Here is a 13,975-nt window from a genome sequence, read left to right as displayed (position 1 = left end):
TATCCCGCCGTCATGGCTCGGAACGCCTTACGGGGATTGTACCGTCGGTCTGACGTGGATGCCCGGGACAAGCCCGGGCATGCCGGCATATCTCCAGACTGAGGCCTTCAGCCTCAGGCCAGAGCGCGCTCCCCCTCGACCGTCGCCCCGCTGCGCGCCTTCTCCACCAGATGGCCGGCGAGGCGGTGGGCCAGCGCCATGATGGTGAGCGTGAGGTGCTTGTCCGGCAGCACGGGCACCACGCCGCCGTCGCAGACATAGACGTTGTCGAGATCGTGCAGCTTCAGGTCCGCGTCCACCACGCCCCTCTCGGGATCGGCGGTGGTGGCGGTGGTGCCGGCATAGTGGATGCCGGTGCCGGTGTTGTCGCGCGAGGGGTAGATGGAGGTCGCCCCGGCGTGGCGCAGCACCTGGCGGCCCCAGCCGTTCATGGCCTCCATCATCGCCTCCGCGCGCGGCGTGGCGGAGAAGTCCACCGCCACATGGCGCACGCCGAAGCGGTCGCGGGTGGCGCCGGGCCGCACCCGGTTGGCGGGGGTCGGCTCGCCGGCGCAGAACAGGCCGAGCGTGACGTAGGAATGGAACATGAAGCGGGCGAGCCGCTCCTTCATGAAGGGCGGGAAGCGCTTCATGCCGGCGAGATAGTGGGGAATGTCCGGCACGCCGTGGATGGCGTGGCCGATGAAGGGGAATTCCTCCCCGTCCGGGAGCGTGCCGCGCGACATGAGGATGAGCAGGTCGCCATAGCCGATGTCGAAGTCCCGGCCCTTGCCCCACAGCTTCCACAGCGAGGTGGAGAGCACGGCCTTGGGATTGTCCTGCAGGCGCAGGCCGAGCTGGCCGGTGGTGTTGCCCATGCCCTCGGGCGCGGCATCGTCGGCGGAATTGAACAGGATGCGCGGGCTCTCGATGGCGCCGGCCGCGAGCACCACGTGATCGGCGGTGAGGACGCGCGCCTCGCCGGTGGCCATGTCGCGATATTCGACGCCCATCACCCGCTTGGTGCCGGGCTCGCGCAGCAGCCGCACGACCTTGGCGCCCTGGCGCAGCTCGTAGTTCGGAAGCTTCTCGATCTCCGGCAGCAGCCGGGCGGTGAATTTGTAGACCGCGCCGGTGGGGCAGCCGGAGGTGCAGATGCCGGTGGAGACGCAGGCGTTGGGGCTGTCCGGCCGCGTGTCGATGGCCTTGCGGTTGGGGATGGCGTGCGAATAGGGCTCGTCCATCGCGTTGACCGCATCGACGATCATCACGTCGGCGGGGCGCAGCGGCTTGGGCGGCACATAGATGCCGTCCGGAAGTTCTTCGAGTTGCTCCTCGGTGCCGCAGACAACGATGCGCCGCTCCACCGCCTCGTAATGGGGCGCGAGGTCGGAATAGGAGATGGGCCAGTCGCGGAAATCGCGCGCGGAGAAGCGCACGCTCACCCCGTTCCAGAGGTTCTGGAGCCCGTTGACGGCGAGGATCTGGTAGTGGTGGAAGCCGGTGTCCGGCCAGCCGGTGGAGCCATCCGCGCCCTTTTCGAACAGGGGATGCACGAACAGGCTGTCGTGCGGCTCGGCCGGCCACACGGTGTTGGCGCGGATGCCGAAGTCGAGCTGGGTTCCCGGTGGGTCCAGGCGCTTGAAATGGTCGTCCGCGAGGCGGCCGCCCTGCTCCAGCGAGACCACATTGAGCCCCGCCTTCGCCAGCTCATAGGCCAGCATGCCGCCGCCAGCCCCGGTGCCGACGACGATCACGTCGCAATGGGTTGCCTCAGCCATGCGCGCCCCCTGAAGCCTTTCCGGCCAGCGGCCGCCCGCCCACCAGCGGCCATTCCCCCACCGAGCCCAGGAAGCTGGGCGATGCGAAATGCACATATTCGAAGAAGGTGCCCACCGCCTCGGCATCCTCCGCCAGATGCTCGCGGTGCACCGCGCCCGCCGGGAAGCCGGCGCGCGCGGCGATGCGATGGAAGGCGGCGTTGAGCTGGGTGTTCAGCGTCGCGATGCGGGCAAGGTCGCCTACCATCGGCTCCAAGGCCGCGTGGTAGGGGCCGAGGGGCAGGAGGGCGACGACGAGCGCCTCGAAATCGAGGGGGGCGTCGGGAGAGGTCTCGCTCATGTCTTCTCCTCAGGCCGCGTGCAGGCGGCCAAGCTCGCGCAGAGGCCGACCGCTCCTCAGGTGGCGCTCGATCTCTTCCAGGCTCACGCCGTTGGTCTCGGGCACCAGCCATTGGGTGAAGGCGAGGCCGGCGACACACACCACGGCATAGAGGCCGAACACGCCGGCGAGGCCGAACTCCGCCACCAGCACCGGGAAGCTGAACACCACGATGAAGTTGAAGCCCCAGTTGACCAGCGAGGCGATGCTCATGCCCAGCGCCCGGCAGTCCAGCGGGAAGACCTCGGACATCATCACCCACGGCAGCGGGCCGATGGCGATGGCGAAGGAGGCGATGTAGAGCACGAGCCCGGCGAGGGCGAGCGTGTCGAGCGCCGCGCTGTCGGTGGCGGCGGCGATGGCGATGGCGCCCAGCGAAACCGCGGTGCCGGCGAAGCCGATGAGCAGGAGGAGGCGCCGGCCGAGCCGGTCGATGAGCATCATGCCCACCACCGTCATGAGCACGTTGACCACGCCGATGCCGGCGGTGGCGAGGATCTGGGTGGCGGCGGAATCGAAGCCCGACAGCTGGAACACGGTGGGCGCGTAATAGATCACCGCATTGATGCCGGAGAGCTGCTGCAGCAGGAACAGCCCCATGGCGACGATCAGCGCCGGACGCACGCGGGGGGAAACGAGATCGGCGAACGTCGCCTTGCGACCCTCGTCTTCCGCCACGGCGGCCTGGATCTCCGCATATTCGGCGGCGACCGCCGGATCGCTCTCCGGCTTCTCGCGCATGCGGGCGAGGGCGGCCTTCGCTTCGGCGCCGCGGCCGCGCATGGCCAGCCAGCGGGGCGTGTCGGACATGGCGAAGATGCCGGCGAACAGGAGCACCGCCGGCACCGCACCCATGGCGAACATCCAGCGCCAGTTCTCGTCGAAGGCATAGCCGACCACATAGGCGCCGAGAATGCCGAGCGTGATGGCGAGCTGGTAGATGGAAACCAGCATGCCGCGCTGCTTGGCCGGCGCGCTCTCCGAGATATAGAGGGGCGCCATCATGGCCGCGACGCCCACCGCGAAGCCGATGACGAGGCGCGCGAGGGAGAGGGTGACGAGCCCGCCCGCGAGCGCGCTCAGGAGCGCTCCGCCCACGAACAGCACGGCGGCCCAGAGCAGCAGCTTGCGGCGCCCCGCGGCGGCGGCGAGCCGTCCGCCGACGATGGCGCCGATGAAGGCGCCGAACGGCACCGCCGCCGTCATCAAGCCTTCGGCCGCGGCGTCGGTGACGGGATCGATGCCAAGGTCCCTGCGCAGCGGCGCCAGAGCCCCCGCAATCACGCCCTCGTCGAAGCCGAACAGCGCCCCGGCGAGGCCGGCGATGGCGGCGATCAGATAGATCATGCGCTTCCCCTTCGCGCTTTTCCGCCCGCCGGACAGCCCCGCGGCGCGGCCCCCTGTGTCGTGAAGGCCCGATGCCCGGGCGTCAGGCCAGCACCACGCGCGCCACCTTGCGGACGGCGGCGATGATGTCGTCCTCGTCCTCGGTCGTCAGCGTCGAGGCGATGGTGAGCAGCGCGCCGCGGGCGTGCAGGTCGTCGCAATGGGGCAGGGCGCCGGCGGCGTAGCTGTAGCTCTCGCCGAAGGCGTTGGAGGGGTGGGTCCAGGGGAAGCCGTCGCGGCTGTCGGAGCGCTTGTGCACGAGGCTCGGAATGTTGGAATACCAGTGCATCCCCCACTCGCGCATGGCGAGGCAGGCGAGCGAGCCGGCCGGGCCGGCGATGCCTTCAGCGCGCAAAGCGTCCACGAAGCGGCGGGCGGTGGCCTCGTCCTTCAGCGTCATCAGCATGAAGGGACCGGTGTCGCCGGAGGGGTCGGGCACGTTGCGGAAGCCGAGGCCGGGGATGTCGGCGAGGGCATTGCGGATGCGCCACTTGGACGAGCGCATGTTGCCGGTGATCTGCGGCAGCTTGCGCATCTGGGCGAGGCACATGGCGCCCGTCAGCTCCGACATGCGGGCGCCGACGCCCCAGAGCTGGCAGCTCTCGTCCGAGGTGTCGAGCCGGCCCTTTTCGTTGCGCGGATAGCCGAGGTCATGCAGGGCGACGATGCGGCGGAACAGGTCGTCCCGCTCCGTCACCACCATGCCGCCGTCGCCCGAGGTCATGTTCTTGTTGAGCTGGAAGGAGAAGATGCCGATATCGCCGAACGTACCCACGGCCTTGCCGTTCTGGCTGGCGCCGGCGGTCTGGGCGCAATCCTCGATGAGGGCGATGCCCCGCTCGCGGCAGATGCGGGCGACATCGGCGACCCGGCCGGGCGCGCCGCTCATGTGCACCATCAGCGCGGCGCGGGTGTGGGGGCCGATCTTGCGCTCCACGTCGGCGGGATCGAGGGTGAAGCAGTCGTCCACGTCCACCAGCTTCGGGATGGCGCCGGCGCGCACCACGGCGGCCACGCAGCTCACCCACAGATAGCCGGGCACCAGCACCTCGTCGCCGGGGCCGATGTCGAGGGCCGACATGGCAATGGTCAGCGCGGCCGTGCCGGAGGAGACGCCCAGCGCGTGCTTGTGGCCGAAGGCGGCGCACCATTCCTTCTCCAGCGTGTCCACCATGTGCTGGAGGTCGGGGCCGTAGAAGCGGAAGGGGCTCTGGGCGCGCACCACGCGGGAGACGAGTTCCAGCTCCTCCGCGCCGATCCAGTGGGCGCCGGGTAGTTCCCACGGCAGGGGCTTGGTGCGGACCGGTTCGCCGCCCTCGATGGCGAGGCGGTTGGCATGTTCGTGCGTTGCCGCGGAAACGGTCACTTGGCGCCCTCCCCATACGGCACGCTCCGGCAGGTGGCCGGGCCTATCGCCGCTCGATTTTTCGTACTTATGCTCTACTGTAGGTGGCGCTTACAAGTCCTGCAGGCCGCTCCATCTCGCGCACGTTATCCGCGCCCTACCTCCATACCCGTCGGATCACATGGCAACCTTGTTCCTCACGGCGGGCCTCGTGCTCCTCAATGGCATGCTGTTCGGCTTCAGCACGGCGTCCATTGCCGGTGTGGTCGGCACCATCTCCGAGGCGTTCGCCCTGTCCACCCGCGCCACCGAGATGATGGTGACGTCGCTGCTGGCCGGCTGCTTCGTCGGCGCGGTGCTGGCCGCGCCGATCTCCCAGCGGATCGGCCGGCGCCCCTCCTGCCTGCTCGCCGCGGCGCTGGCCTTCGCCGGCTACGCGCTGGTGCCGCTCGGGCAGGCGATGGCGCCGGGGGTGGGGATGCTGGTGGCGGCGCGCATCCTCATCGGCCTCGGGGTGGGGCTCTCCTCCATGGTGGTCCCCATGTATGCGGCGGAGGTGACGCCGGCCCGCCATCGAGGCGCGGTGGTCTCCCTGTTCCAGCTCGCCGTCACCATCGGCATCCTGCTCGGCTATGCGGTGCCCCTCGCGCTCACCGGCCACGCCACGTGGGCGCAGATGCTGGGCGGCGGCGTGCTCATTGCGGCGGCCTGCGCGGGCGCCGTGCTGCTGCTGCCGGAAAGCCCGCGCTGGCTCATGTCCCGCGGTCGGATCGTAGAGGGCGAGGCGGCGGCGGTGCGGCTGGGCCTTGCCGGCGAGATCTCCTCCGCCGACGCGGAAGGCGCGGCGCCGGCCGGCGATTGGCGCGCCGTGCTCGGCACGGGCAGCACCAAGGCGGTGCTGGTGCTGTGCAGCGTTCTGTTCGTGCTGCAGAATTTCTCCGGCATCGATGGCATTCTCTATTACGCCCCGCACATCTTCACCGAGCTCGGCTTTCCGGCCGGCGTCGCCGCCCTCGCCGCCACCTTCGGGCTCGGCCTCGTCAACGTGCTGGCGACGCTGGCCGCCATGATGCTGGTGGACCGCCTCGGCCGCCGCCCGCTGCTCATCGCCGGCTCGGCGGCCATGGCGGTGAGCCTCGCCGTGGTGATCGTCGCGGCGCTGGCGGACTGGCCCTATGTGGCGCTCGCGGGGCTCTGCGCCTACATCGTCGCCTTCGCGCTGAGCCTCGGGCCGCTGCCCTATGTGCTCATGTCCGAGCTGTTCCCCTCGGCCATCCGCGAACGGGGCATCGCCGCCGCCTCGGCAACGAGCTGGCTGTTCAACGCCATCGTCGCGGCGAGCTTCCTCTCGGTGGTGGAGGGCATCGGCCTTGCCGCCACCATCGGCATCTTCCTCGTGGTGTGCGTCGCCTCGCTCTTCATCTCCCTCGCCTACGTGCCGGAGACGCGGCAGGTGGAGCTGGAGGACATCGAGACGGACGTGCTCGCTGGCAAGGCCCTGCGACACCTCGGCGCCTGACCGTTTTCAGCCCCGCCCGGAATGGGCTACAGGTGGGGCGAGACAGTGCCGCGCAGGGGGAAGCCATATGCCAGCGACGTTCGAGGTTTCGGGGCTGCTGAGCTTCACCATCGCCATCCTCGTCTACTTTCTCGGCGCCGGCCTCAACGAGATCATCACCCCCCTCAAGCGCTGGAACATCCCCGAGGCCGTCACCGGCGGCATCATCGCGGCGCTCGCCACCCTGTTCGCCTACAAGGTGCTGGGCCTCGCGGTGACCTTCGACCTCAATGCGCGCGACATGCTGCTGCTCTATTTCTTCACCGGCATCGGCCTCAACGCCCGGGTCTCGGACCTCGCCACCGGCGGCAAGCCGCTGGTGATCCTGCTGCTGCTGACGGTGGTCTATCTGGTGCTGCAGAACGTGGTCGCCGTCGGCGGCGCGGCAGTGCTCGGCCTGCCCTATGGCGTGGGGCCGCTGCTGGGCTCGGTGTCTCTGGTGGGCGGCCACGGCACCACCATCGCCTGGGCGCCGCTGATCGCGCAGCGGTTCGATTTGCCCAACGCACTGGAAATCGGCATCGCCAGCGCCACCCTCGGCCTCGTCATCGCCAGCCTGGTGGGCGGCCCGGTGGCGGGCCTGCTCATCTCCCGCTTCAACTTGCGCGGCACCGGCGACGACGCCCCCATGGTGGGCCTGCCGGACACACCGGCCGAGTCCGAGGGCGGTTCGGTGAACTACAAGAACATCCTCGTCACCATCCTGGCGCTCAACATCGTCATCATCATCGCCTATGCGCTGGAAGGCGTGGTGGAGAAGACCGGGCTGAAGCTGCCCATGTTCGTGGTGTGCATGCTGGTCGCCATCGTCATCACCAACATCCTGCCGAAGGTGGCGCCGCGCCTGCCGTGGCCGGCCCGCACCCCGGCGCTGGCGCTGGTCTCCGACCTGTCGCTGAAGATCTTCCTCGCCATGTCGCTCATGAGCATGCAGCTGTGGACCCTCGGCGGCCTTGGTCCGGCGCTCGGCACGGTGCTGGCGCTGCAGACGCTGGTGGCGGTGGCCTACATCCTGTTCGTGGTGTTTCCCGCCATGGGCCGGACTTATCAGGCGGCGGTGCTGGCCGCCGGCTTCACCGGCATCAGCCTCGGCGCCACGCCGACCGCCATCGCCAACATGACCGCCGTGACCCGCACCCACGGCCCGGCGCCCATCGCCTTCATCATCCTGCCGCTGGTCTCCGCCTTCTTCATCGACATCGCCAACGCGATTGCGATCGGCTTCATGCTGAGGTGAGGGGGCGGGGCAGGGCGCTTGCGATCTCGCGAAGCTGCCACCCCATGCCGCGGCATAGAGCGCGCGCCGGCGCGCGGACCGTCTGGCCGGATCCCGGCCGATCTCTCAGAATGGGGGGAAACTGGAGCGGGCGATGGGAATCGAACCCACGACATACAGCTTGGGAAGCTGTCGTTCTACCACTGAACTACGCCCGCGATGGCGCCGACCATAATCGGATGCGGGGTTGCCCATCAAGGGCGTTTCGCGAAATACCCACCGCGTTGCCGTCGCCCGGCGGGGCTCCTATGGTCGGCGGGATTTCAACGATTGCGCCGGCGCCCCGCCCATGACGTCTTCTTCGTCCTCTTCGTCCGTTCATTCCGCCTCCCACGGCCATCCCCCGTTCAAGGCGCACTTCCAGACCTTCGAGGATCTGGCCGATGGCGCCGAGGGGCCGGCGCGGCTGGCGGCGCTCCGGGCGGAGCTCGCCCGCCTCGGCTTCGACGGCTATGTGATCCCCCGCGCCGACGCGCATCAGAACGAATATGTGCCGGCGTGCGAGGAGCGCCTCGCCTACCTCACCGGCTTCACCGGCTCGGCCGGTACCTGCGTTGTGCTGCCCACGGAGGCGGCGCTCTTCGTGGACGGACGCTACACGCTCCAGGCCCCCGCGCAGGTGGACGAGGCGGCCTTCACCGTGGTGCCGCTTTCCAAAACGCGGCCGGACAAGTGGATCGAGGAACATCTCCCCCGCGGTGCCCGCCTCGGGTTCGATCCGTGGCGCACCACCATCGACGGCCGCGAGCGGCTGGTGAAGGCGGTGGCTTCGGCCGGGGGCATCCTCGCGCCACTGGAGGCCGATCCATTCGATCCCATCTGGCCCGACCGGCCCGCCCCCCCGCGCGCGCCGGTGCGTCTGCTGGACCTGTCCGTCGCCGGCGAGGACACGGCAAGCAAGCTCCGGCAGGTGCAGGAGAAGCTCGCCGAGGAGAAGCTCGATGGCCTGCTCGTCTCCGACCCCCACGGCGCGGCATGGCTCTTCAACATGCGCGGCGCTGACGTGGCCCACACGCCGCTGCCGCTCGCCTGGTGCATCGTGCCGCGCGAGGGGCTGCCCGATCTTTTCCTCGAGGCGCTGAAGCTCTCCCATGAGGTGCGCGCCGCCCTCGCCGGCCACGCCCGCCTGCACGGCGTCGGCGACCTCGACCGCGTGCTCGCTGCTTTCGCCAAGGGGGAGAATGGCAACGGCAAGGGCCGGCGCATCCGCGTCGATCAGGCCACCGCACCCGTTCGCCTCGCCACCCTCATCGAGACCGCAGGCGGCGTCGCCGACAAGGGCGCCGACCCCATCTCCCTCATCAAGGCGTCGAAGAATCCGGCCGAGATCGCGGGGATGCGGGCGGCCCATGTGCGCGACGGCGCGGCGCTGGCCCGCTTCCTCGCTTGGTTCGACCGGGAGGCGCCCGCCGGCACGCTCACGGAGATCGATGCGGTGGAGGCGCTGGAGACCTTCCGCCGCGCCACCGGCTGTCTCACCGACATCTCCTTCCCGACCATTGCCGGCGCGGGGGAGAACGGCGCCATCGTTCATTATCGGGTCACACGCAAGACCAACCGGGCGATCCATCCGGGCGAGCTGTTCCTGCTCGATTCCGGCGCGCAATATCCGGACGGCACCACGGACATCACGCGTACCCTTGCCGTCGGGACGCCGACCCGGGACATGCGCCGCCACTACACGCTGGTGCTGAAGGGCCATCTGGCCCTCACCCGCGCGGTGTTTCCAAAGGGCATCACGGGCGCCCAGCTGGATCCGCTGGCGCGGCAGTTCCTGTGGGAGGCAGGGCTCGATTTCGACCATGGCACCGGCCATGGTGTCGGCGCGGGGCTCTCCGTGCATGAGGGGCCGGCACGCATCTCACAGCTCGGCCATCTGCCACTGGCGGCAGGAATGATCCTCTCCAACGAGCCGGGCTTCTATCGCACGGGCGCCTACGGCATCCGCATCGAGAACCTGATCCTGGTGGAGGACCGTCCGGTGGAGGACGGGGAGAAGCCGTGCTTCGGCTTCGCGACCCTCACCCTCGTGCCCTACGACCGGCGCTTGATCGACCTCGATCTCCTCACCGGCACCGAGCGGGCGCAGGTCGATGCCTATCACGCCGAGGTCCGGGCCACCCTTGCGCCGCTGGTCGATGCGGGCACCGTGGACTGGCTCGCAGCGGCGACGGCGCCGCTCTAGGATGGGTGCGATCGCCTGCAGGACCGCGCGCGATCGCCACAAGCCAAGGAACTGCAAGGCCTCGCGCGCGTTACCAGAAACGCAAGGCGGAGCGTGGCTCCGTCGGACTGACTGGGAGGCCGCTGATGTCCACGATCCTCATCATCATCCTCGTGCTGCTGCTCGTCGGAGCGCTGCCGACGTGGGGCTACAGCTCCGGGTGGGGGTATGGGCCGGGTGGCATCGTGGGTGTGCTGCTGATCATCGTAATCGTGCTCGCGCTCACAGGGCGGCTCTAGCGCCATAGCGGCTGCGCCGGCTCCGCCACGGGCGAGCCGGTCGCCCGGGGCGCACCCCTTCTGGTCAAACCGCTTTCACATAAGACCGCGAACGTGCGGCTCACGAGCTTGACGCCCCTGCTTCGCGGCCCGAACGACCTGGCCGTCGGCCGCACCCCGCTGCGGACCGGCGGCCAGGGTGCGTCCGGAGTTCGAACGATCGTCCGCCGCCCGCTGGGCCGTCGGACGATCGATTTCGTGTTCAGACGGTCTTCTCGATGACCCGCCCGAGCTTCTCGACCAGCTCGCCGACCTGATCCTTGGAAATGATGAGCGGCGGCGTGATGACCAGCGTGTCCCCGGCGATGCGCATCATCAGGCCTTCCTCATGGAACGCCTTCTCCAGCGCCTCATAGCCGCGCAGGCCGGGCGAGCCGGCGCGCGGGGCGAGGTCCACCGCGCCGGTGATGCCCACCGTGCGGATGTCGAGCACGCCGGGCTTGTCCTTCAGCGACATGACCGCATCGGCAAAGAAGGGCTCCAGCGCCAGCGCGTGGGTGAAGGTGTTCTCCTGCGCGTAGAGGTCCAGCGTCGCGAGCCCGGCGGCGCAGGCCAGCGGATGGGCGGAATAGGTGTAGCCGTGGAACAGCTCCACCATGTGCTCCGGCCCCTTCATGAAGGCATCGTGGATATGCTTGCGGGCGATGACGCCGCCCATCGGCACCGCGCCGGCCGTGATGCCCTTGGCGAAGCAGATCATGTCCGGGATCACGCCGTAACGCTCGGCGGCGAAGGCGTAGCCGAGACGACCGTAACCGGTGATCACCTCGTCGAAGATCAGCAGGATGCCGTACTTGTCGCAGATCTCGCGCAGGCGCTTGAGATAGCCCTTCGGCGGCGGCAGCACGCCGGTGGAGCCGCCCATGGGCTCGACGATGACGGCGGCGATGGTGGAGGCGTCATGGAGCCCGACGATGCGCTCCAGCTCGTCGGCGAAGTGCGCGCCATAGTCCGGCTCGCCCTTGGAGAAGGCCTGGTTCTCCCGGTCATAGGTGGTGCGCAGGTGGTCGACGCCGGCGAGCATGGTGCCGAAGGTGCGGCGGTTGGCGACCATGCCGCCCACCGAGATGCCGCCGAAGCCGACGCCGTGATACCCGCGCTCGCGGCCGATGAGGCGCGTGCGGGTGCCCTGGCCGATGGTCTGCTGGTAGGCGAGGGCGATCTTCAGCGCGGTGTCCACCGCCTCGGAGCCCGAGTTGCAGAAGAACACATGGTCGAGATCGCCGGGCGCGAGGTCGGCGATCTTGGTGGCGAGGCGGAAGGCGTTCGGATGGCCGTACTGGAAGGTGGGGCCGAAATCCATCTCGGCGGCACCGGCGCGGATGGCTTCGACAATGGGCTCCCGGTTATGGCCGGGGTTGACGCACCACAGGCCGGCGCAACCGTCGAGGATGGGGCGACCTTCCGGCGTGTAATAGTGCATGTCCTTGGCGCGGGACACGAGCCGTGGCCGCTTCTTGAAGGAGCGGTTCGAGGTAAACGGCATCCAGAAGGCTTCGAGGTCGTTCGGAACACTGTCCGCGCGCATGCCGTCGGTCACCAGATCGTCCAGAGCCATGATGGTCCTCTCCCGCGCGCAATGGATCGCGCGCCATGTTTGGGCGCCAGGCCTGTGGCGCCGATTTTTTGCAACGCTCCGGCCGGTGCGGCGCGAGTTTCGCGCCTGCGGCCTGGAGCCGCCCGGCGGCCTCGCATGCGGTCGCGTCGCTGCAACGCTAGCAGCCCGTACCGCCGGTGGAAACTGGCCGGTGGCGGCTTGACGCAGGGAGGCGGTCACCATCATCCCGCCCTCTTGCTTGTGCAAGGGTTCTGACGGACAAAGGTCATGACCGTAGGTTAGGACGGTATTGTGGTGGGCAGTGCTGCGGATGCAGGCGAACAGGGCGCGGTCGAGGCCGTCTCCGAAGGCGTGACCGAGATGGTCGATGCCTCCGTTGGCGTGCGTGCGGCGCTTGATCGCGTGCTCGCCTCGCCCGATTTCGCCGCTTCTCCGCGGCTCGCGGCCTTTCTGAGATTCGTCGTCGAAACGACTCTGGATGGCCGGGCGGACGCGCTGAAGGGCTACACCATCGCGGTGGAGGCGCTGGGCCGGCCGCCGTCCTTCGATCCCCAGTCCGATCCCATCGTCAGGGTGGAGGCCACCCGGCTTCGGCGGGCGCTGGAAAGGTATTATACAACGATTGGCGTCGATGATCCTGTCATCATCGATGTGCCCAAGGGCGGCTATGTGCCCCAGTTCCGCACCCGTGGGCTGGAGGATGCTGCGCCGGCCGATCAGGATGTGGTCGATCCGCCCCCCTCCGATGCGCCGCCGCAGGCCATCCGGCCGCGCCGGCTGCTTCCGGCCCTGGCTGCGGGCCTCGCGCTGGTCGTGACCGCGGGTGTCGGGCTCTCCCTGTGGAACCTGGAAAGCAAGACGCCGCGGGATTCGGTGTCGGCCGCCGCGACGGCGGATCGGATCCGCCTGCCGCTGGTCGAGGTCCGCACCTTCGAGGCGGCCGGCGATGGCGCGCCGAACACGACCGAGCTGCGGGCCATCGAGGAGCGCATGCGCGATGCGTTCGCCCGGTTCGATTTTGCCCAGGTGCGCGCGGCAGGTGCCGACATTCGCGAGGGCACCGTCGCCGAAGCCTGCTCGGCGGCCGTGCCGCGCTCGGTCTTCTCCCTCGCCGGCCTCGCCGAGGGGCGGCCGGACGGCACCTTCTCCCTCGCCGTGCGGCTGACCGACCGCTGCGACGGCTCCATCGTCTGGTCCACCGTGATGGATGGTCTGGCCGGGGCCGGAAAGCTGGCGGAGAGCGAGCAACGGGTCATCCACGATGTCGCCGTCGCAGTTATGGAAGGCTATGGCGTGGTGCAGGTCCGCGCCCGGGCCCAGGCGCTCGCCCGTGCTCCCGCCTCCGGCTATGGCTGTGTCGCCGCCGCTGCCGCCCAGCGCCGTAGCGACAGCCAGGAGACCCGGCCGGAGATGAAGGCCGAGACCCGGCAGGAAACCCGCGGCATCAACGTGGACGAGTGCCTCGCGGAACTCACCCACCGGGATCCCGCCTTCGCCCTCGGCCATGCCGTGCGTGCCGAAACCCAGCTGCAGCGCACCCTGCACGACGACACGCCCGCGCCCTCAGAGGCGGAGCTGGAAGTGATGCTGGACGAGGCCGAGCGGGCCGTGGAACTGGCTCCCGCCAGCGCCTATGCCGCCCGCGCCCTGGCTCTGGTCCAATTGTTCGCAGGAGAGCCCGACGAGGCCGTGGCCACCGCCGAGCGCGCCCTGCGCCTCAACCCGCTGGATTTCGACGTGGCGGCGACGGCGGGCGTGGTCTTCATCGGCGCTGGACGCATCGCCGAGGGCGAGGCGCTGCTGGCCAATGCCCGCCGGCAGGGCGCGGTCGCGACACCGTTCCGCGATTCCTATCTTGCGCTCGCGGCCTTCCTGCGCGGCGACCTGATCGCGGCCCAGGCCATGCTGCCCCAGCTGACCCTCCATCCGACGGTGGAGAACCGGGTCGCGCTCGCCCTCAGCCTCCACGCTCTCGGCCGGCACAGCGAGGAGCGGGAGGTGGTCAATCTGATGGTTCATCAGGCCTCCGACGGCGCCGATGGCGTGCGCCGGCTGGTGACGCGCCTGCTGCCCTCCAAGGACCATGCGACCCGCGCGCTCGACGCGCTTGAAAGCGCGGGTCTCTCGGTCGAGGCGAGAGTGGTCAAGCCGCCGAGGGGATGACGCAAGGGCAATGGGGGTGTGGGGCCTGGGGTAGCTTCGGCCGCGCGT

General features: G+C 69.5%; 10 protein-coding genes and 1 tRNA gene. 5 read left to right on the top strand and 6 right to left on the bottom strand.

Annotated features, from left to right (window positions below):
- Positions 1–113 precede the first annotated feature (113 nt).
- Genes V5F63_RS18580 through V5F63_RS18565 form a run of 4 tightly spaced genes read right to left on the bottom strand, consistent with a single transcriptional unit; the run spans position 114 to position 4,891 of the window.
- Positions 114–1,760, bottom strand: a complete 1,647-nt coding sequence (locus V5F63_RS18580; RefSeq protein WP_209484822.1) for a GMC oxidoreductase — start codon at positions 1,758–1,760, stop codon at positions 114–116.
- Positions 1,753–2,100, bottom strand: a complete 348-nt coding sequence (locus V5F63_RS18575; protein ID WP_394027881.1) for a hypothetical protein — start codon at positions 2,098–2,100, stop codon at positions 1,753–1,755. Before V5F63_RS18575 ends, V5F63_RS18580 begins: the two co-directional genes overlap by 8 nt.
- Before the next feature lie 9 nt (positions 2,101–2,109).
- On the bottom strand, positions 2,110–3,522 hold the full coding sequence (locus V5F63_RS18570; protein ID WP_394028241.1) for a sugar porter family MFS transporter: 1,413 nt from the start codon (positions 3,520–3,522) through the stop codon (positions 2,110–2,112).
- Positions 3,523–3,568: 46 nt separating this feature from the next.
- Positions 3,569–4,891, bottom strand: a complete 1,323-nt coding sequence (locus tag V5F63_RS18565; protein ID WP_394100657.1) for a DegT/DnrJ/EryC1/StrS family aminotransferase — start codon at positions 4,889–4,891, stop codon at positions 3,569–3,571.
- Positions 4,892–5,051: 160 nt separating this feature from the next.
- Between V5F63_RS18565 and V5F63_RS18560 the strand changes: the two genes are divergently transcribed.
- Positions 5,052–6,389, top strand: coding sequence for a sugar porter family MFS transporter (locus V5F63_RS18560; protein WP_394100658.1), 1,338 nt, complete (start codon positions 5,052–5,054; stop codon positions 6,387–6,389).
- 67 nt (positions 6,390–6,456) lie between these two features.
- Positions 6,457–7,665 (top strand): sodium/glutamate symporter, encoded by a 1,209-nt coding sequence (gene gltS / locus V5F63_RS18555; RefSeq protein WP_394100659.1) that lies wholly within the window; start codon positions 6,457–6,459, stop codon positions 7,663–7,665.
- Between the two features lie 122 nt (positions 7,666–7,787).
- Here the strand turns inward: gltS and V5F63_RS18550 are convergent.
- A tRNA-Gly gene (locus tag V5F63_RS18550) sits at positions 7,788–7,862 on the bottom strand.
- A gap of 131 nt (positions 7,863–7,993) precedes the next feature.
- Here V5F63_RS18550 and V5F63_RS18545 point away from each other — a divergent pair.
- Both V5F63_RS18545 and V5F63_RS18540 read left to right on the top strand, forming a co-directional pair.
- Complete coding sequence (locus V5F63_RS18545; protein WP_394100660.1) at positions 7,994–9,889, top strand: aminopeptidase P family protein; 1,896 nt, start codon at positions 7,994–7,996, stop codon at positions 9,887–9,889.
- Positions 9,890–10,014: 125 nt separating this feature from the next.
- A complete protein-coding gene (locus V5F63_RS18540; protein ID WP_168460109.1) occupies positions 10,015–10,167 on the top strand; it encodes a DUF3309 family protein in 153 nt (50 codons plus the stop codon).
- Between the two features lie 241 nt (positions 10,168–10,408).
- Here the strand turns inward: V5F63_RS18540 and aptA are convergent, their stop codons facing one another.
- Entirely contained in the window at positions 10,409–11,764 is a 1,356-nt protein-coding gene (aptA, locus tag V5F63_RS18535; protein ID WP_394027886.1) for an omega-aminotransferase AptA, read from the bottom strand.
- Between the two features lie 294 nt (positions 11,765–12,058).
- On the opposite strand from aptA, the gene V5F63_RS18530 reads away from it, so the two are divergent.
- Positions 12,059–13,927, top strand: a complete 1,869-nt coding sequence (locus tag V5F63_RS18530) for a hypothetical protein (protein WP_394100661.1) — start codon at positions 12,059–12,061, stop codon at positions 13,925–13,927.
- Positions 13,928–13,975: the final 48 nt, after the last annotated feature.

Source organism: Xanthobacter wiegelii (assembly GCF_043193855.2).
GTDB classification, from domain to species: domain Bacteria; phylum Pseudomonadota; class Alphaproteobacteria; order Rhizobiales; family Xanthobacteraceae; genus Xanthobacter; species Xanthobacter flavus_A.
The sequence above is the reverse complement of the archived record's forward strand: the minus strand, read 5'-3'. Positions and strand labels throughout refer to the sequence as shown.